The 16,666-nt window shown below is 59.9% G+C and carries 18 protein-coding genes; 8 read left to right on the plus strand and 10 right to left on the minus strand.

The genetic code is table 11. The annotated features are described in order from the left end of the window. Positions 1–18: 18 nt before the first annotated feature. The 3 genes from AC6FTP_RS07680 to AC6FTP_RS07690 form a co-directional block, all read right to left on the minus strand. The gene (locus AC6FTP_RS07680; RefSeq protein WP_497206324.1) at positions 19–1,482 is read right to left on the minus strand and encodes a SulP family inorganic anion transporter; all 1,464 of its coding nucleotides are present in this window, start codon (positions 1,480–1,482) and stop codon (positions 19–21) included. A gap of 120 nt (positions 1,483–1,602) precedes the next feature. Then, positions 1,603–2,523, minus strand: a complete 921-nt coding sequence (locus AC6FTP_RS07685; RefSeq protein WP_497206325.1) for a LysR family transcriptional regulator — start codon at positions 2,521–2,523, stop codon at positions 1,603–1,605. 95 nt (positions 2,524–2,618) lie between these two features. Beyond that, complete coding sequence (locus AC6FTP_RS07690; protein WP_497206326.1) at positions 2,619–3,497, minus strand: LysR family transcriptional regulator; 879 nt, start codon at positions 3,495–3,497, stop codon at positions 2,619–2,621. Between the two features lie 85 nt (positions 3,498–3,582). Here AC6FTP_RS07690 and AC6FTP_RS07695 point away from each other — a divergent pair, with 85 nt between their 5' ends. From AC6FTP_RS07695 to AC6FTP_RS07705, 3 genes are all read left to right on the plus strand, one after another. After that, on the plus strand, positions 3,583–4,563 hold the full coding sequence (locus tag AC6FTP_RS07695; RefSeq protein WP_497206327.1) for a sodium-dependent bicarbonate transport family permease: 981 nt from the start codon (positions 3,583–3,585) through the stop codon (positions 4,561–4,563). Further along, entirely contained in the window at positions 4,560–4,862 is a 303-nt protein-coding gene (locus tag AC6FTP_RS07700) for a P-II family nitrogen regulator (protein ID WP_497206328.1), read from the plus strand. The genes AC6FTP_RS07695 and AC6FTP_RS07700 overlap by 4 nt, the downstream gene beginning before the upstream one ends. Before the next feature lie 139 nt (positions 4,863–5,001). Next, entirely contained in the window at positions 5,002–7,278 is a 2,277-nt protein-coding gene (locus AC6FTP_RS07705; protein ID WP_497206329.1) for a bifunctional SulP family inorganic anion transporter/carbonic anhydrase, read from the plus strand. Between the two features lies 1 nt (position 7,279). Here the strand turns inward: AC6FTP_RS07705 and AC6FTP_RS07710 are convergent, their stop codons facing one another. Further along, complete coding sequence (locus AC6FTP_RS07710) at positions 7,280–7,930, minus strand: DedA family protein (protein WP_497206330.1); 651 nt, start codon at positions 7,928–7,930, stop codon at positions 7,280–7,282. Between the two features lie 88 nt (positions 7,931–8,018). On the opposite strand from AC6FTP_RS07710, the gene AC6FTP_RS07715 reads away from it, so the two are divergent. Both AC6FTP_RS07715 and AC6FTP_RS07720 read left to right on the plus strand, forming a co-directional pair. Beyond that, positions 8,019–8,522, plus strand: a complete 504-nt coding sequence (locus AC6FTP_RS07715; protein WP_497202506.1) for a helix-turn-helix domain-containing protein — start codon at positions 8,019–8,021, stop codon at positions 8,520–8,522. Between the two features lie 13 nt (positions 8,523–8,535). Beyond that, positions 8,536–9,639 carry an esterase gene (locus tag AC6FTP_RS07720; protein WP_497206331.1) on the plus strand — a complete coding sequence of 368 codons (1,104 nt, stop codon included), beginning with the start codon at positions 8,536–8,538 and terminating at the stop codon, positions 9,637–9,639. A 6-nt stretch (positions 9,640–9,645) separates the two neighbouring features. On the opposite strand, the gene pdxH is transcribed toward AC6FTP_RS07720, so the two are convergent. Next, a complete protein-coding gene (gene pdxH, locus AC6FTP_RS07725) occupies positions 9,646–10,299 on the minus strand; it encodes a pyridoxamine 5'-phosphate oxidase (protein ID WP_497206332.1) in 654 nt (217 codons plus the stop codon). A gap of 71 nt (positions 10,300–10,370) precedes the next feature. On the opposite strand from pdxH, the gene hpt reads away from it, so the two are divergent. After that, positions 10,371–10,913: a hypoxanthine phosphoribosyltransferase gene (gene hpt / locus AC6FTP_RS07730; RefSeq protein WP_497206333.1), complete on the plus strand. Its 543-nt coding sequence runs from the start codon at positions 10,371–10,373 to the stop codon at positions 10,911–10,913. Next, entirely contained in the window at positions 10,910–11,152 is a 243-nt protein-coding gene (locus AC6FTP_RS07735) for a MoaD/ThiS family protein (protein ID WP_497206334.1), read from the plus strand. The genes hpt and AC6FTP_RS07735 overlap by 4 nt, the downstream gene beginning before the upstream one ends. Before the next feature lie 55 nt (positions 11,153–11,207). On the opposite strand, the gene AC6FTP_RS07740 is transcribed toward AC6FTP_RS07735, so the two are convergent. The 4 genes from AC6FTP_RS07740 to AC6FTP_RS07755 all read right to left on the minus strand — a co-directional run bounded on the left by AC6FTP_RS07740 (position 11,208) and on the right by AC6FTP_RS07755 (position 13,741). Next, positions 11,208–11,693, minus strand: a complete 486-nt coding sequence (locus AC6FTP_RS07740; RefSeq protein WP_497206335.1) for a thiol-disulfide oxidoreductase DCC family protein — start codon at positions 11,691–11,693, stop codon at positions 11,208–11,210. Positions 11,694–11,855: 162 nt separating this feature from the next. Next, entirely contained in the window at positions 11,856–12,248 is a 393-nt protein-coding gene (locus AC6FTP_RS07745) for a hypothetical protein (RefSeq protein ID WP_497206336.1), read from the minus strand. Positions 12,249–12,330: 82 nt separating this feature from the next. Then, a complete protein-coding gene (locus AC6FTP_RS07750) occupies positions 12,331–12,867 on the minus strand; it encodes a GbsR/MarR family transcriptional regulator (protein ID WP_497206337.1) in 537 nt (178 codons plus the stop codon). 73 nt (positions 12,868–12,940) lie between these two features. Further along, positions 12,941–13,741: an HpcH/HpaI aldolase family protein gene (locus AC6FTP_RS07755; protein WP_497206338.1), complete on the minus strand. Its 801-nt coding sequence runs from the start codon at positions 13,739–13,741 to the stop codon at positions 12,941–12,943. Positions 13,742–13,820: 79 nt separating this feature from the next. Between AC6FTP_RS07755 and AC6FTP_RS07760 the strand changes: the two genes are divergently transcribed. Then, a complete protein-coding gene (locus tag AC6FTP_RS07760; protein ID WP_497206339.1) occupies positions 13,821–15,218 on the plus strand; it encodes a DUF1501 domain-containing protein in 1,398 nt (465 codons plus the stop codon). A 54-nt stretch (positions 15,219–15,272) separates the two neighbouring features. Here AC6FTP_RS07760 and AC6FTP_RS07765 read toward each other — a convergent pair whose 3' ends face one another. Then, positions 15,273–16,637, minus strand: coding sequence for a Gfo/Idh/MocA family protein (locus AC6FTP_RS07765; protein WP_497206340.1), 1,365 nt, complete (start codon positions 16,635–16,637; stop codon positions 15,273–15,275). Between the last annotated feature and the right edge of the window lie 29 nt (positions 16,638–16,666).

Consider the following 16,666-nt stretch of genomic DNA (forward strand, 5'->3'; position numbering starts at 1 on the left):
TCAGGGGCTATGCTCCGATCAAGCTCTCACACCTGGCAGCGATTTTCCTCGTCTCGGCGTGCCTTCACGAGCAGGTTTGTACCATTCCTCGTGAGTTTCATCGAGATCGACATGGCCGCCGGTCTTCTCGTGATTCAGACGCCAGCCGTGCAGCGATTCAAAGGCCGCGTGGTCGATGAAATCGACGGCGAGGTCGATGTCCACATTATGACCCGCAGGGATGCTCGAAAGCGCTGCATTCATGCTCGGCACGGAGGCGAAAGTAAGCGTGCCACCGATGCGCACATGCCACTTGCCTTCACGCTGCTCGACTTTGACATCCGTGTTGGAAAGACGACGCAGCAGGAAGAAAACGCTGAGGCCAAGGCCGAGGCCGACACCTGCCAGCAGGTTCAATCCAACCACACCGAGCACGGTGGCGAAGTAGATCGGCGCTTCCTTGTGCGTGTGCAGGTCGCGGATGTGATGCAGGTTCACCAGATTGATGCCCACATGCACCAAGAGGCCAGCCAGCACGGCCAGCGGAATTTGCTCGATCACTCCACCGAGGAACAACGCGAAGATCAGCACCCACACGCCATGGAAAATGGCCGACCAGCGGCTCGCACCACCCGCGATGATGTTTGCCGATGAGCGCACGATCACGCCTGTGATAGGTAGGCCGCCGAGCAGACCAGAGACGAGATTGCCTGCGCCTTGAGCACGCAGTTCCTTGTCCAAATTCGAGCGCACTCCGCTGTGCAGTTTGTCGGTGGCCACCGCGCAGAGCAGTGACTCGATGCTAGCGATGATCGCCACCGTGAGCACCGCGACCACAAACGGTCCCCAATGCTCTGGCGGTGCGAGTTTGGTCAACTCAAAGGTCTCCGGCAGATCCACGCGCTTTACATCCATCTTCGCGATGATGGACACCACCGTGCCAGTCACCACGGCCACCAGGGGGCCTGGGATAGCTTTGAAGGGAAGCTTTTTCCAAATGATAAGGATGGCGATGGTCAGGAAGCCGAGAATCGCCGCCTGCATGTTCACGAGGCCAAGCTGCTTCGGAATACCGAGCAGATTCACCACGGGCGAGCTCTGCGGCGAACCACCAAGCACCACATGAATCTGTGCCAGCGCGATGGAGATGCCAATGCCCGCCAACATGCCGTGAACGACCGCCGGCGCGATGATCAAAGCCCCACGTGCGACTTTGAACCAACCCATCAAAAGCTGCACCACGCCCGCACAGGCCGTGATCAGGCACATCGTCTCCCAGCCAAACTGATGCACCAATCCAGCAACGACGACGGTCAAGCCAGCTGCTGGCCCCGAAACCTGAAGTGGTGATCCCGCGAGCAATCCCGTCACAATGCCGCCAGCAACTGCCCCGATGAGTCCAGCAATGATCGGTGCCCCAGATGCGAAGGCGATGCCCAGCGACAGCGGCACAGCGACAAGGAAAACAACGAGAGAAGCAGGGAGATCGCGACGGAGATTCATGAGGGTGGAGACGGATGTAGTTTCCCACGCTGAATCAAGATGCGAATGAATTCTCCATCCATCCCCTCCGCAGGCTAATATGTCTGCCATGCAAAGGGACGGAAATCGGGTCTTCGCCGCCTATTTCAGTACGGACTTCGTTTTAAACACGTCCTTCGACTCCCCAGCGATCACCGCCAGCGCGGGATGCCGCATGGCCCGCTCAAGGGTGATGAGGTAACAGGAAAAGCCGCAGCGCACCGGGCGGCCGACCGGCTTCAGGCCGTAGCGATCCACGGCCTCGTCCAAGACGGAGGCGGCGATGGGGGCAAGGCCCATGCCATCGGAGGCGGCTGTTTTCATCAAAGCGGCATCATCAAACTCGGCGACGATGTGTGGACGAATGCGGTGGGAGTCGAACCAGCGATCCAGCTCATGCCGCCAAGCCGTACGGCTGGCGGGAAGGAGCACCGGGGCGTCTTTGAGCGAGGCGGGGAAATTCGCGCTCAGCTTCTTGGCCAGCGCTGGCACCGCGCAAAACACCACGGGCGACTCGCCGAGGAGGTGATTGAAAGCTTTCACCGGCATCGACGACGGCGCAGCTTCATCGGATAAAACGACATCCAGCCTTCCAGCCGCGAGGGAGCCGAGCAGCTCCTGCGCATGACCTTCCGCACAGGAGAGCTGCAAATTCGGAAACGCCTTCACCGCAGGCCGGATGAGCCGCCACGCGACGAGTTTGGGCAACGAATCGGTGATGCCGATGTTCAGCCGCAGGCTGCGAGCGCTGCCCTGGCCGTGCAGCGAGCGCACCATCTCCGTGCCGAGGGAGAAAATCTCCGCTGCGCATTCCATCACGAGGCGGCCGCCAGGCGTGAGCTTTAGCCCGCGGCCTGTGCGATCAAAGAGCTGCTCGTCGAGACTGATCTCCAGCGCCTTGATCTGAGCACTGATCGTCGGTTGCGAGAGATTCAGACGCGATGCTGCGGCCTTAAGGCTGCCTGCGCGGGCGACTTCCCAGAACAGGCGCAGATGGTGGTAATTGAGGTGTGGATCGTTCATAAATGATTTAGAGCTGACCTAAGCGGTGATTTCAGACATCGAGGTGATCAAAACGTGTTATTGGAGATGATTGTCGCGCATATTGCGCAATCCTCTCAGCGCCTCGTTGCCATCAGCTCAGCCAAGATCGGGTTAGGAAATCTTCGGCTAGGCGTGATGGCGTAAAAGGTTTCTTTGATCTGGGGGAATTTGTAGCGCTCTACCAGGGTGCCACTTTCCAGTTCGTCTTTAACGACAACGGGCGGGACGAGGGTTACGCCGGCGGTCTCGCGGGCCATGAGGCGGAGCATCGCCATGTCATCGACTTCGGCGGCGATGTTTGGACGGATGCCGGTTTGATCCAAAAGCAGATCAAAGGCTGCTCGGAGGCTGCTTTCCGTGCTGGGGAGAACGATAGGCGTGGTGCGCAAATCCTCGGGGAAGCGGAAAGGCTTCATGCCGCGTTTTTTATGCCCCACGAGGCTGACGGGCTGCTCGTCGAGCAAGTGACTGTGCCAGCCGGTCTCGGCATCGCGACGCACGGGAGTATTGGAAAGCACAACATCGAGCGTGTGAGTCTGGAGCTGGGTTAGCAGCTCACGCAATGTGCCCGAGTGGATGATGAGTTCCACATCATCTCGCGTGATGATCGGGCGCAGGAAGCTGAGCTGGAAGTTGCGCGAGAGATTCGATGCCGCTCCGACTCGCAGGTAGCCACGGCTGCGCTTGGCGCGGTTTTGCAGCAGGTCGGTCAGCTCCTCGCCACTGCGGAAGATGGAGTCCGCATACTCCAACGCGATGCGACCTGCCTCGGTGAGCACGAGCGCCTTGTGCTTCCGCTCAAACAAGGGCTGGCTGAGGTTTTCCTCCAGGCTGCGAAGCTGAACGCTGAGCGCCGATTGCGAGAGCTTCAGGTGTCGTGCGGCCTTCGTGAGGCTGCCCTCGGTGGCGATGGCGCGGAAGTAGCGGAGGTGGTGGTAGTTCAGGAAAGCCATGACGATCTCACATTTAGCAAAGCGAACGATGATTGCCAGAACATGAATTGGAGCGAAGCCAAGCTCCGACGCATTTGATAGGCATATGGACCTTCTTACCGCGATTCAATCGAACCTTCTCAGCCCGGCGGTGCTATTTTTTGTGCTCGGCGTGTTTGCGGCGGTTTCGAAGAGTGATTTGAAGTTTCCTGAGTCGCTCTACACGACACTGACGATCTACTTGCTCATCGCCATCGGCTTCAAAGGTGGTGTGGCGATCCACGAAGCGGGCATCGGCGCGGTGTGGCTTCCAGCGCTTGCGGCGATGGCGCTGGGCGGGCTGATCCCACTGTGGACGTATACGGTGCTGCGAAAGCTGGGCGGCTTCAGCATCGCAGATGCCGGAGCCATCGCGGCACATTATGGCAGCGTGAGCGCAGTGACTTTCATCGCGGCGACGAACTTCCTCAAAAGCATCCACCAGCCGTATGAAAACTATGCGTCGGCCTTTCTCGCCGTGATGGAATCGCCCGCGATCATCGTCGGCGTCATGCTGGGCAAAGGAGCCTTCGGTGGGAAGTTTTCGCTGTCCGATCAAGGCGTGCGTCATGCGCTTCGGGATGCGGTGCTGGGCCGAGGCGTGCTGCTGCTCATCGGCGCGATGGTGATCGGGGCGCTGAGTGGCAAAAATGGCATGAACTCGGTCGAGGGTTTCTTTATGACGCCGTTTCAAGGCGTGCTGGCTTTGTTCCTCCTCGAAATGGGCATGGTGGCGGGGCGCAGGTTGGGGGATTTGAAGAAGGTCGGTGTCTTCCTGCTGCTCTTCGGCCTCATCGCTCCGGTGGTGCATGGTGCGGCGGGCGTGCTGCTCGGCACCTGGATTGGCCTGAGCACGGGCGGGGCGATGCTGCTGGGCGTGCTGGCCGCGAGCGCCTCCTACATCGCCGCGCCCGCTGCGGTGCGTCTTTCGCTGCCGGAGGCCAATCCGACCTACTCACTCACAGCTGCGCTCGCCATCACCTTTCCCTTCAACATCACCGTCGGTGTGCCGTTGTTCTTTGAAATCGCCAAACGTCTCCAGCCATGAACCTGCATCCCATGAAACTCGTGACCATCATCTGCGAGGCCATCCTCGAAGAGCGTGTGGTGGAACTCCTGCGTGAATCTGGTGCGCATGGTCACACCGCTTTCAACGTGCGCGGCAGCGGCCATCAGGGTGAGCGCACGGCAGACATCGCCGAGACGGGCAATGTGCAAATCCAGGTCATCGTGAAGCCCGCCGTGGCCACCACCGTGCTGGAGCGGCTGCATCGCGAACTTTTCGCCGCCTATGCTATGGTCGCCCATGAAAGTGAGGTCCGTGTGATGCGACCGGACAAGTTCTAAACCCTCAATCCATGTGTGGCGGCTGCCGCCACGAAGCCAATGGAAAGGAGATTTTGAGCTTCGGGATTCTCTAAGTGACGCTTTGAAAGAGCGGAATCGTCAAAGCATGATGCAGGAGCGTAAGTCTTAAATCAAAGTCATGCCTCACAACCAAGCTCCTCTCTCCGTCACCCTGCCAAAAGACCTCACCGCGAGCATCGCGGTGTTTCTCGTGGCGCTGCCGTTGTGTCTTGGCATCGCGCTGGCATCGAATGCGCCGTTGTTTGCGGGTTTGATCTCCGGGATCGTGGGCGGGATCGTGGTGGGGATTCTGAGTGGCTCGCACAAAAGTGTGAGCGGACCAGCGGCAGGTTTGACGGCCATTGTGGCGGCGCAAATCGCGCTGCTGGGCAGTTTTGAGGCGTTTTTGGCGGCGGTGGTGATGGCGGGGGTGATGCAGATTTTGATGGGCACGTTTCGCTTGGGCTTCATCGCATCGTTTTTCCCGATGAGCGTCATCAAAGGCCTGCTGGCGGCGATCGGCCTCATTTTGATCCTGAAGCAGATTCCGCACGTTTTCGGTCATGATGCGGATGTGGAAGGCGAGATGAGCTTTGAGCAGCCGGACCATGAAAACACCTTCACCGAGCTGCTGGCGACGCTTTCGGATATCCTGCCCGGCGCCGCGCTGATCGGTATCGCGTCCGTTTTACTGCTGGTGATGTGGGACAAGGTCAAGGTGCTCAAGAAGCTGCCGGTGCCCTCGGCGCTGATCGTGGTGTTCGCAGGTGTGGCGATCAATTTGATCCTGCGGAAGATGGGCCACACGTGGGAAGTGAAGGCATCCCACCTCGTGCAGGTGCCGGTGGCAGCGGATGTGAAGACCTTCCTCGGCTTCCTGCAATTCCCCGGCGTGGAGCATTTCAGCAATCCGCTCGTCTTTAAAGCGGCGATCACCGTGGCGCTGGTGGCTACGCTGGAGACGCTGCTCAATCTGGAGGCCGTGGACAAGATCGACCCCGATCAACGCCAGTCGCCACCGAACCGCGAACTCGTAGCGCAAGGCGTGGGCAACATGCTCGCGGGCCTCATCGGCGGTCTGCCGATGACGAGCGTGATCGTGCGCTCCTCCGTGAACATCAACTCGGGTGGCAAAACCAAGCTCAGCGCCATTTTGCACGGCTTCCTGCTCATCGTGTGCGTGATGACGATGCCGCACTGGCTCAATGAGATCCCGCTTTCGGCTCTCGCGGCCATTTTGATCGTCACCGGCTTCAAGCTCGCCAGCCCGAAGCTCTTCAAAGAAATGTGGAGCGAGGGGTTGCCACAGTTCCTGCCCTTCTTCATCACGATCACCGCCATCGTGCTGACCGATCTACTCACTGGCGTGCTCATTGGCCTGTGTGTGAGCATTCTCTTCATCCTGCATAGCAATCTGCGCCGTCCGCTGCGCCGAGTGATGGAAAAACATGCCGCAGGCGATGTGCTGCGCATCGAACTGGCAAACCAGGTGAGCTTCCTGAACCGCTCCTCATTGGAAAAAGTCTTCTACAGCGTGCCACGCGGCGGGCGGGTGCTCATTGATGCACGCAGCACCGATTTCATCGACCCAGACATCCGCGACCTGCTCTCCGATTTGCGTGACAAGACTGCTCCGGCGCGTGGCATCGAAATGAGCTTCGTCGGGATGCGGGATCACAACTTCATCGACGATCATGTGCAGTTCGTCGATTACACCACGCGTGAGGTGCAGAGTGGCCTCACGCCGCAGGCGGTGCTGGAAATTTTGCAGGCGGGTAATCAGCGCTTCCTCGCCGGTGAGCGCATCGAGCGTGATTACAACCGCCAAGTCACCGGCACATCGTCCGGTCAGTTCCCGATGGCGGCCGTGCTCGGCTGCATTGATTCGCGTGCGCCAGCGGAGGTCGTCTTTGATCTCGGCCTGGGCGACATCTTCAGCGCCCGTGTGGCTGGAAACATCGCCACGAGCGAGCTGCTCGGCAGTTTGGAATACGCCTGCGCGGTGGTCGGCTCGAAGCTCGTCGTCGTGCTCGGCCACACAAGCTGCGGTGCGGTGAATGCGGCGGTCGATCTGCTCGCAGCGGCCAAGAAAGCCAGCGAAGCCACGCCTTGCGCCAACCTCGATGGCCTCGTCATCGAGATCCAGCGAGCCATCAATCCCGCCACGCTGAAGAAGCCCGATCAATGGTCCCCCGGCGAAAAAGCCGCCTACACGAACGAGATTTCCCGCCTGAACGTCCTCCAAACCATCCAGACCATCCGCAAACGCAGCAGCACGCTGAACAAGCTCGTCGAAGAAGGCAAGATCGCCATCGTCGGTGCCCTTTACGATGTCTCGAGCGGTGAGGTGAGCTTCTTCCAGACAGCGGAGTCGAGCGTGGCAAAGCTCAACGTGCCAATGGTGGCTGTGGCGTGACTCACTCCGCCTTCTTCTTCGCTGCCCGCTTGTGCTGGATCACCTCAATGAGGATCGGCAGGATGGAGACGAAGATGATGAGCAGGGAGACCAGCTTGAAGTTGCTCTTGATGATCGGAATGTTCCCCAGCGCGTAGCCGAGCAGGGAGATGCCCGCCACCCAGAGCAGACCGCCGCCGATGCTGAAGGTCAGGAAGCGCGAGTAGTGCATCTGGCCAAAACCGGCGGTGAAAGGGGCAAAGGTGCGCACGATGGGCACGAAGCGCGCGATGATGATGGCCCGCCCGCCGTGCTTCACAAAAAAGTGTTCTGTCTTGGTGAGGTAGTCACGTTTGAACCAAGGTCGCGTGACGATCCATGAGCCGCATTTGCGCCCGATCCAGTAGTTCAAATTATCCCCAATGATGGCCGCCGCCATGAGCAGCGGGATGATGATCTCGATCCGCAGCAGGCCCTGAGCCGCGAGTGCGCCGACGGCAAAGAGCAATGAATCCCCCGGCAGGAAAGGTGTGACCACAAGCCCCGTCTCGCAGAAAACGATGGCAAAGAGCAGCACATAGATCGCCGTCCGATGCTCCTCGGCGAAGCCTTGGAGGTGTTTATCCACATGGAGAACGTAGTCGATGAGCTGGGTCATGGCGGGCGCGGACATTCCGTTCGTTGAGCCTGTGGGCAAACGAAAATCTCGACGCGAGATTCAAGCTTGCAGAAGATGCCTCACACGGATGAACATGCCGCCTATGGAATCCCACCAAGTTATCCGAGCCGCTCTGGAGAAAGTTCACGTCAAGGAAGTCGCCGACAAGATGGGGCTTTCGCTCTCACTCGTCTATAAATGGGGCGAACGACAGGATTCCGACGCCAAGAGTGGCTCCGCTAATCCGCTCGACCGCGTGAAGGAACTATACGAAAACACGCAGGACGACCACATCGTGCAATGGCTGTGCAACAAGGCGGACGGATACTTCGTCAAAAATCCGCCGACTTCGAAGCGCCCCGGACGTGAGGTCATGCCTGCCACGCAGCAGATCGTCCAGCAGTTCGCCGATCTGCTCTCCGCCATCAGCCACGCTGCCAGTGACAACTGCATCAGTAAGGCAGAGGCGAAGCACATCCGCCATGAATGGGATGAGCTGAAGCGACTGACGGAGCGCTTTGTGAACTGGTGCGAGCAGGAAGACTTCGTCCATCTGGCTGAAGACCTGAAGGTGAACCGGGTGGGCAAGAACGACGACAATCGCTAACCTTACTTTCGATATGAAGACCCTGACCTCTCTGGCGATCATCGCCCTCATCACCGCATCACCCTTCACTTCCCATGCTCAGAAAGGCGGTCCCATCGTCTCTCCTGAGTTCGTCAAAAACAAGGAAGTCACCTTCCGGCTAAAAGCCCCCAAGGCTGGTGAAGTAGCTCTGCGCGGTCAGTGGGATCGCCAGCAGGTGGGGATGACGAAGGATGCTGAAGGTGTGTGGTCGATCACTTTGCCCGAGGTCAAAGCAGGCGTGTGGGAGTACAGCTTCATCGTGGACGGACTGTCGATGATTGATCCTGCAAACCCGGCGATGAAGCCGCAGCGCAGCCCGAACACGAGCATACTGCACATCCCCGGCTCCCCCGCTTTGGCTTGGGATTTTCAGGACGTGCCGCACGGGACCATTCACCAGCACAGCCACTTTTCGAAGTCACTCGGGAAAGAGCGCCAGGTCTGGGTTTACACGCCGCCGGGTTACGAGACTGCGACGACTGAAAAGTATCCGCTACTCGTGCTCCAGCATGGTTCGGGCGACCGCCATGAAACCTGGGTGACTCATGGCAAGGCGCACTGGATTCTGGACAACCTCATCGCGGCCAAGAAGGCCGTGCCCATGATCGTGATGATGATCGATGGGCATCCGCTCGGCATGGTGCCGCGAGATCAGGCAGATCGGCGTGGTGCCTCTTTGGCGGCCTTTAAAACCGAGCTTCTGAGCGAGGCGCTGCCGCTCGTGGAGCAGCTCTACCGCGTGCGCCCCGAGCGTGAACAACGCGCAATCACGGGCCTCAGCATGGGCGGCTGGCAGTCACTGAGCACCGGCATGACTCACCTCGACAAGTTTGCCTGGATCGGCTCCTTCAGCGGCGCTGTGGATGAAAAGGAGATCCAGTCCGCGCTCGATGATCCTGCGGGCACGAATGCCAAACTGAAGCTGCTGTGGATAGCCTGCGGGGAGAAGGATTTCCTGCTGGAAAGAAACGAGCAACTGACCACCACGCTGAAGGCCAAAGGTATCCAGCATGAATGGCGGCTCACGCCAGGCGATCACTCCTGGCCCGTCTGGCGGGACTACCTCGCCGAGTTCACTCCGAAGCTTTTCAAGTAAACTGCATCAAGGGCTGAGCCGCTCGATCCTCCAGCCTTCGCCCTCGCGGACGTAGCGGATGCGGTCGTGGAGACGACTCACCCTGCCCTGCCAGAATTCTATCTCGTGAGGCTGGATCGTGTAGCCTCCCCAGTTCGGAGGACAGGGGATCTCCGCATCGCCAAAGCGGGCCTGCATTTCCAGACTGCGCTGTTCCAGCCAATCACGGCCAGGAATGACGCTACTCTGCTCCGACACCCACGCACCGATCTGATGCCCGCGTGGACGTGCGGCGAAGTAGCTCTCGGCCTCGGAACGTGGCAGTTTCGTGATTGTGCCACGCACGGTCGCCTGATGATGACGCTGCGTCCAAAGGAAGACGGCACAAGCCCGTGGATCAGCGGCGATCTCGCTGCCTTTGCGGCTGTCGTAGTTCGTGAAGAAGTGGAAGCCCTGCGCGTCCAGCCCCTTCAAAAGGACCGTGCGCACTGAGGGCGAGCCATCCAGGCCGACCGTGCCGAGTTGCATCGCGTTCGGCTCAGGGAGTTGATGCGCCAGAGCATCCTGGAGCCAGGCATTGAAGAGCAGCAGCGGATCGGCAGGGAGCTTGTCCTCGGTCAGATTGTCGAGTTCGTAGCTCACACGCAGGTCGCGCAGGGTGTTGGGTGGGAAATCCATCATGGTAGGAGAAGAAACGCGCGTCAGGCCGTTGCGGCAATCCCGTGTTTGCGCCTTCATGCGGTCCTATTGTCATGAATGCCCTGACCGGAGTTTTGAGCGATCTCGACCGCGTGCTGCTCAGCGCGGAGGACATCCATGCCCGTGTCGCGGACATGGCCAAGCAGATCGAGCGCGACTATGCAGGCAAGCTGATCACCGTCGTGGCACTCATGGATGGCGCGCTATTCTTCGTCGCAGATCTGCTGCGACAGATCGATCTGCCCATCCGCCTCGTCACCCTGGGGGCCAGCAGCTACCACGGCGGCACTCAGTCCAGCGGTCAGGTGAAGCTGCAATGGCCCGCTGGCGTGAGCTTCACTGGCGAACATGTGCTGCTTCTGGATGACATCCTCGATACCGGCCTCACGCTCACCGCTTTGCACGAACGTCTCTCCGCCGAGTCACCCGCCACCCTGCGCACAGGCGTGCTGTTGAATAAGAAACGCCCACGCGCCCAGGACAGCCCGCTGGACTACTGCGGCTTTGAGATCGAGGATGAATTCGTCGTCGGCTACGGCATGGATTACCAGGGCCGCTTCCGCAACCTGCCTTGCATCGGCATCCTCAAGCCATGAAGCTGCGCGTGCTCTTCTTTTCCGTGCTTCGGGACATCACAGGATGCAGCGAGACCGAGTGGATCTGCGCTGGCACGACCATGGCTGATCTGCTGGAGGAAATCTTCACTCGCTGGCCCGCCCTGCGAGCCTGGGAATCCAGCCTGCTTCTCGCCATCGACTGCGCCTACGTGAAGCGCGACGCCGCCCTCCACGAAGGCTGCGAAGTCGCCCTCATGCCGCCCGTGCAGGGTGGCTAATCCGTAGAACGAATTTTAAAGTCGTACACTGGTGAGGCGAGATTTCATCTCGCCATCAGTCGATCAAATCCAAGTCATGCAGCATTCTCGTGTGCGGTCTGGCGGCTGCTGGGCGAGCGGGAAGCTGACACACGGGCTCCTCCATCTCCCGCTCCGCCACGGCGGTCAGCTCGGCATCGCTTTTGAAGCGGAGCAGCCGCGAGAGGCCGATGCGGTTCTGCGAGATCCAATGCACGACCTTTCTCGCTGCACCCTGCATCGTCGGGCTGGCGAATCTCGCCGACCAAGCGCGATACTCCCGCAGCGCCCAAAGGCACATCACCCAGGCTCCCGCGCCCTGCCAGACCTCGCCCGAGTCGGCCATGACGACGATCTCCTGATCTGCCCGCAGATGCTGGATGGCGGGAAGGCGTTTCTTGGCCTCCGGTGAATCATACGGCACGAAGTCGAGCCGCACATAAGCCGGCTGACCACTGAGCCATTGCCTGACCCGCGAGCATAAGCCGCAGCGGGCGTCGTAGAAAAGTGTGAGGGTATGCATGTGATTGGGGGTTTTGAGTTTCGATGAGCGCGGCAGCGTCTTGGAGTGCGTGCGGCTGTGACGCCGCTTTCGGAAGTCTGCCGAGGCTGGGTAACTGCTAGTCCCGCCGAAAGCGGTGCCGCGCTTGAGCGCTTGCCACCGCACTCCAGGACGCTTCGCGACTTAGGCACCGACTTTCAGCATCGGTGGCACGGGAGGGGGCATGGTGGCGAGGTGGGCGCGTTTGCGCATTTTGGTGAAAACCACCAGGTTGAAGAAGTGCATGGCCCCGAGCACCAGCAGCACGATGCCCATCTTCCCACTCAGCGCTTCAAAGACGCCGCGTGCGCCGACCACGTCTTCCGTGGTCTTCAGGTAGAGCGAGACGAAGCCGATGTTGATGAGGTAAAAGCCGACGACGAGCAGGTGGTTCACGCTGTCGGCCAGCTCCTCGTTGCCGTGGAAACACTCGACGAGGAAGATGCGGCCACTTTTGTGCAGGGTTCGAGCGACCCAGATGGTGAGGGTGATGGCGAGGGCCAGGTAGAGGCCATAGGTGAGGACGGTTTCGTTCATGGGGGTTCCTTTCGTGGGGTTTGTGTGTTTGTTTTGTTTATAGTTTCAGATACTTCTGAAACATTGGGTCAAAAAAAGGGGGTTAACTGAGCAGTCTCATGGCCCACTGGAGGGCGGAGGCGTGCTTCATGGAGGCGACGGTGTCGGACACTTTCATGCCAAACTCGACGAACTCCTGAAGCTCCTTCATCTGTCGGTGGAAGTCTTTCCCTGGGCCTGCCGCCTCGCTCTTCGTCTCTTCCGAGCACTTGCGCAGCACGGCCAGCGCAGGGTCCAGCTCGCGGCGTTTCCGCTCTTTGGCGATGGTGATGAACATCTTCCAGACGTCCTTCTCCGCCTCGAAATACTCCCGACGCTCGCCCTTTTTCACCACCAGTCGGATGAGGCCCCAACCGATGAGCTCGCGGATGTTCGTGTTCGCATTGCCGCGGCTGATGTGGAGCCGCTCCATCATCTCCTCGGTGTGCATCGCTTCGGGGGCGGTCATGAGCAGCGCGTGAATCTGCGCCATCGTCCGGTTGATCCCCCAGTTGCTCCCCAGCGCTCCCCATTGGGCGATGAACTCCTCGCGCGAGGTTTCCCAATTCGCGGGAGTGTCAGTCGCAGTTTCGTCAGGCATCTTACTTTCAGATACTTCTGAAAGTTTGATCTGGCAAGTTGGTTTTCACCAGATCTTCATCAGGCTTATCTGATCAACCCTTACGCAACGTTCCAAACACCGTCGTCATGATGTCCTTGAGCAGGCTGCTGTCGTTCGAGTGGCAGATGAAGCGCGCGCCTTGCTTGATGGCGCGGAGCTGCTGCTCGGTTTTGCCAAACCAGCTCCCGGCGGGAATGTGGCGCTTGTCAGCAGCATCAATGACCTTCTGCACGGCGGCAATGAAGTCGGGATGATCATATTCATTCGGAATGCCCATGTTCGTGGTCATGTCGTTCGGGCCGATGAACAGCGCACTCACACCGGGGATGGAGCAGATCGCATCCAGATTGTTCAAAGCACGAACGGACTCGATCATCGGCACGAAGAGCGTGTCCGCGCACTTCTGCTCGATGTAGTCGCGCGTCTTGTCACTGGGCCATTTGCCTTCTTTGATGGCACGTTCGAGCGCGACGCCTTTGAGCGGGCGATACACAGCGGCTGCGGCAAGGCGTTTGATCATCTCCACGTCCTCTGCATACGGAATCACGACGCCATCGAAGGAATCGCAGACCTTCGCCACGTCATCGGCATCGCGACTGTGCGTGCGGGCGAGCGTGGCGATACCCTTGGCAGCCAGCGCATAGCGCAGCGGCATGAAGTCGGCGATGTCGAGCGCGTTGTGCTCCGCCGTGACGATGACGAAGTCGATGCTACCATCGGGAATGAAGTCCACGATGGCAGGCACGACGGCATGCTGGATCAGCGTGCCAAAGACCGTGTGACCCTTCATCATCTTCTCTTTGAGGATCCGTGCGGGCTTCGATGCGGTGGGGCTGTAGGGCTGGGTGCTCATGCTGATGACTGATACGGCAGCGGATGGCCTGGTTATCCAGCGAAAGTGCTGCGCGCCTCGGCCCGTAGGTCTGACACGCATGTTCACCTTCCCGAGCAGCACTTCCAGCCACCACCGCCGCAGTTTTCTGAAGGCGGGGGCATTGGGTGTTGGATCGCTGACGCTCGCGGACTTGCTGCGCGCGGAATCGGTGGCGGGTGTGCGGTCTTCGACGAAGGCGGTGATCAACATTCATCTCGATGGTGGTCCGCCGCAGATGGATCTCATCGATCCAAAGCCAAATGCGCCGAGCGAGATTCGCGGCGAGTTCAAATCGCTGCCGACGAAGATTCCAGGCCTGCATTTGACCGAGTTGTTGCCGCGACTGGCAGCGAACGCGGACAAGTATGTCTTCCTGCGCTCGCTCAGCGGCGCGATGGGCAATCACGATGCGTTTCAGTGCCAGTCAGGCTTTGGTGACAAAGAACTGGCCTTCATCGGCGGACGTCCGGCGATGGGTTGTGTGGTGAGCAAACTGCTAAGCACTTCGAAGGACTCCGCGCCTGCCTTTGTCGATCTCATGCAAGGCCGCCCGCTCGTGCGCAACAGCGCTAGGCCTGGCTTTCTCGGCACGGCATCGTCAGCGTTTCGTCCGGACATCTCACATCTGTTTGAGCGGCAGTTGGAAAACGGCATGAAGGCCGAGTTGGCGCGTCGCGGCTCGGGGCACAGCCAAAGTCTGGCGTTGACGAAAGGCCTGACGGTCGGGCGGCTCGAAGATCGTGTGTCGCTGCTGCGTGATCTCGACACGATCCGCCGCGACATCGACAACAGCGGATCGATGAACGCGCTGGATGAGTTCAACCAGCTCTCACTCGGCATTCTCACCTCAGGTCGGTTCGCCGACGCGATGGATCTGAGCAAAGAAGATCCCAAGGTGCTCGAACGCTACACGCCGCGCATCATTCGCCCTGCGGATGCCTTTGGCTCGATGGAAAGCCCAAAGTGCGCGCAGAAGTTCCTGCTCGCGCGACGCTTAATTGAGGCCGGTGTGCGCTGCGTGAGCATCTCCATCAGCGATTTCGACACGCACTCGCGGAATTTCTCCGCCATGCGCTATCTTGGCCCGCTCATTGATCACGCGCTGCACACGCTGGTCACCGATCTAGATGAACGCGGTATGCTGCAAGACGTGATGATCGTCGTCTGGGGTGAGTTTGGCCGCACGCCAAAGATCAATGACAAAGCCGGACGCGATCACTGGCCGAAAGTGGCCATGGGCATCATGGCGGGTGGTCACTTGAAGACCGGCCAGGTCATCGGCGCCACCGACAAACATGCCGCGGAAGCCACCGAGCGCCCGGTGCATTATCAAGACGTCATCGCCACTCTGTATCAGCATCTCGGTATCGACGCACGCGGCACCACGCTCACCGACACCACCGGCAGACCGCAGTATCTCGTCGATCTCGGCCAGCCGATCGCCGAGCTCATTTAAAGTGGTCCGGCCCCGCAGGCCATGTTCCCTCCCTGCATTGGAAGCGAATCCACATCAGACGCGCCCATACTTCGCACGTTCGGTTTTGTGGATGAACTTGTCCGCTTCCGTCATGCCGGGGACTTTCATGTTCGGGCCGTCCCAGTCGATGCTCTTTTGCAAACGCAACGCCACGATGCCGGAGAGGCCGATCTCGGTGAGATGACCACCGAGATCAAAGTCGGCGAAGACCTTCGGGCCGCCCTGGATGGCATCAACCCACTCGTCGATGTGGCCCTTCACACGTGGCAGTGAGATGGGCACTTGTTTGGCAGCGGGATGATTGTCCGCGCCGGTGAATTTAGCGTCGCTGTTGAGCTTCACGTAGCAATCGGAGTTCCAAAGGCCGCTTTGAAGCTGGCCGTGCTCGCCGATGAGCAGGCAGCCGGTGCGCGGTAGGCTGCCGAAGGTGCCGATGAGCGGTGCGGTGACCTCCGCCGGTGGCAAATCACCGCCGGTGTAGAAGTGCAGCCGCACCGGGCCGCGATCACCACGCGCCGTGAAGTGAAAATGCACGGTGCAGGACGCGGCGAAGCTTTCTTTGCCCATGCCGGTGCCGCTGATCTCGATGCGCGTCGGATAATCGAGATTCAAGGCGTGCACGGGCATGTTGAAGCCGTGGCAGCAAAAGTCGCCGAGCGAGCCGTTGCCAAAGTCATACCAGCCGCGCCACTTTGCCGGATGGTAGATGCCGTTTTTGTAGGCACGCTCCGGCGCGGCGCCGAGCCAGAAGTCCCAGTCGAGCGTGGCGGGAATGGGATCATTGCCCGCAGGGCGCTCCTCGCCGCTCGGCCAACTGTGCGTGGGATGCCATACGTGGATGTCGCTGATCGCGCCGAAGAATCCCGCGCCGATCAACTCCATGCTGCGGCGCAGATTCGGCGACGCACTGCCCTGATTGCCCGTCTGAGTGATCACCTTCGCCGTGCGCGACATCTCGCGCAGTTCCCGTGCTTCCGCGATGGTGTGCGTGAGCGGCTTTTCGCAATACACATGCTTTCCCGCGTTCATCACCGCACGGCAAATCGGCGCATGCCAGTGATCCGGCGTGGCGATGACGACTGCATCCAGCGACTTCTCTTTTTCAAGCAGCACTCGGTAATCGCTGTAAACCGCCGCGTCTGCCACGCCCGCGCCATGACGCTTCTTGGAGTTCTCAATTTGCGCCGAATCGACATCGCAAAGCGCGCCGACGTGATGACCGAGCTGCACAATCTTGCTCACATGGCCCTGAATCTGACCGCCCATGCCGATGAAGCCGACATTGAGCTTGCGCGCCGACTGGCCGCGCAGCAGTCCGGAGGGCAAAATCAGCGTGGAGGCCGCAGCGGCGGTGTTTTGGAGAAATTGGCGACGGTTGGAGGCGGCGATGGGTTTCATGACGTTGGAAGGGCATTCAATAAGCCGAG

Source organism: Prosthecobacter sp., from assembly GCF_044378005.1.
Lineage (GTDB): Bacteria > Verrucomicrobiota > Verrucomicrobiia > Verrucomicrobiales > Verrucomicrobiaceae > Prosthecobacter.

Coding starts and splice junctions, on each gene's coding strand:
- AC6FTP_RS07680 (WP_497206324.1), bottom strand. CDS start 1,482: ATGAATCTCCGTCGCGATCTCCCTGCTTCTCTCGTTGTTTTCCTTGTC.
- AC6FTP_RS07685 (WP_497206325.1), bottom strand. CDS start 2,523: ATGAACGATCCACACCTCAATTACCACCATCTGCGCCTGTTCTGGGAA.
- AC6FTP_RS07690 (WP_497206326.1), bottom strand. CDS start 3,497: ATGGCTTTCCTGAACTACCACCACCTCCGCTACTTCCGCGCCATCGCC.
- AC6FTP_RS07695 (WP_497206327.1), top strand. CDS start 3,583: ATGGACCTTCTTACCGCGATTCAATCGAACCTTCTCAGCCCGGCGGTG.
- AC6FTP_RS07700 (WP_497206328.1), top strand. CDS start 4,560: ATGAACCTGCATCCCATGAAACTCGTGACCATCATCTGCGAGGCCATC.
- AC6FTP_RS07705 (WP_497206329.1), top strand. CDS start 5,002: ATGCCTCACAACCAAGCTCCTCTCTCCGTCACCCTGCCAAAAGACCTC.
- AC6FTP_RS07710 (WP_497206330.1), bottom strand. CDS start 7,930: ATGTCCGCGCCCGCCATGACCCAGCTCATCGACTACGTTCTCCATGTG.
- AC6FTP_RS07715 (WP_497202506.1), top strand. CDS start 8,019: ATGGAATCCCACCAAGTTATCCGAGCCGCTCTGGAGAAAGTTCACGTC.
- AC6FTP_RS07720 (WP_497206331.1), top strand. CDS start 8,536: ATGAAGACCCTGACCTCTCTGGCGATCATCGCCCTCATCACCGCATCA.
- pdxH (WP_497206332.1), bottom strand. CDS start 10,299: ATGATGGATTTCCCACCCAACACCCTGCGCGACCTGCGTGTGAGCTAC.
- hpt (WP_497206333.1), top strand. CDS start 10,371: ATGAATGCCCTGACCGGAGTTTTGAGCGATCTCGACCGCGTGCTGCTC.
- AC6FTP_RS07735 (WP_497206334.1), top strand. CDS start 10,910: ATGAAGCTGCGCGTGCTCTTCTTTTCCGTGCTTCGGGACATCACAGGA.
- AC6FTP_RS07740 (WP_497206335.1), bottom strand. CDS start 11,693: ATGCATACCCTCACACTTTTCTACGACGCCCGCTGCGGCTTATGCTCG.
- AC6FTP_RS07745 (WP_497206336.1), bottom strand. CDS start 12,248: ATGAACGAAACCGTCCTCACCTATGGCCTCTACCTGGCCCTCGCCATC.
- AC6FTP_RS07750 (WP_497206337.1), bottom strand. CDS start 12,867: ATGCCTGACGAAACTGCGACTGACACTCCCGCGAATTGGGAAACCTCG.
- AC6FTP_RS07755 (WP_497206338.1), bottom strand. CDS start 13,741: ATGAGCACCCAGCCCTACAGCCCCACCGCATCGAAGCCCGCACGGATC.
- AC6FTP_RS07760 (WP_497206339.1), top strand. CDS start 13,821: ATGTTCACCTTCCCGAGCAGCACTTCCAGCCACCACCGCCGCAGTTTT.
- AC6FTP_RS07765 (WP_497206340.1), bottom strand. CDS start 16,637: ATGAAACCCATCGCCGCCTCCAACCGTCGCCAATTTCTCCAAAACACC.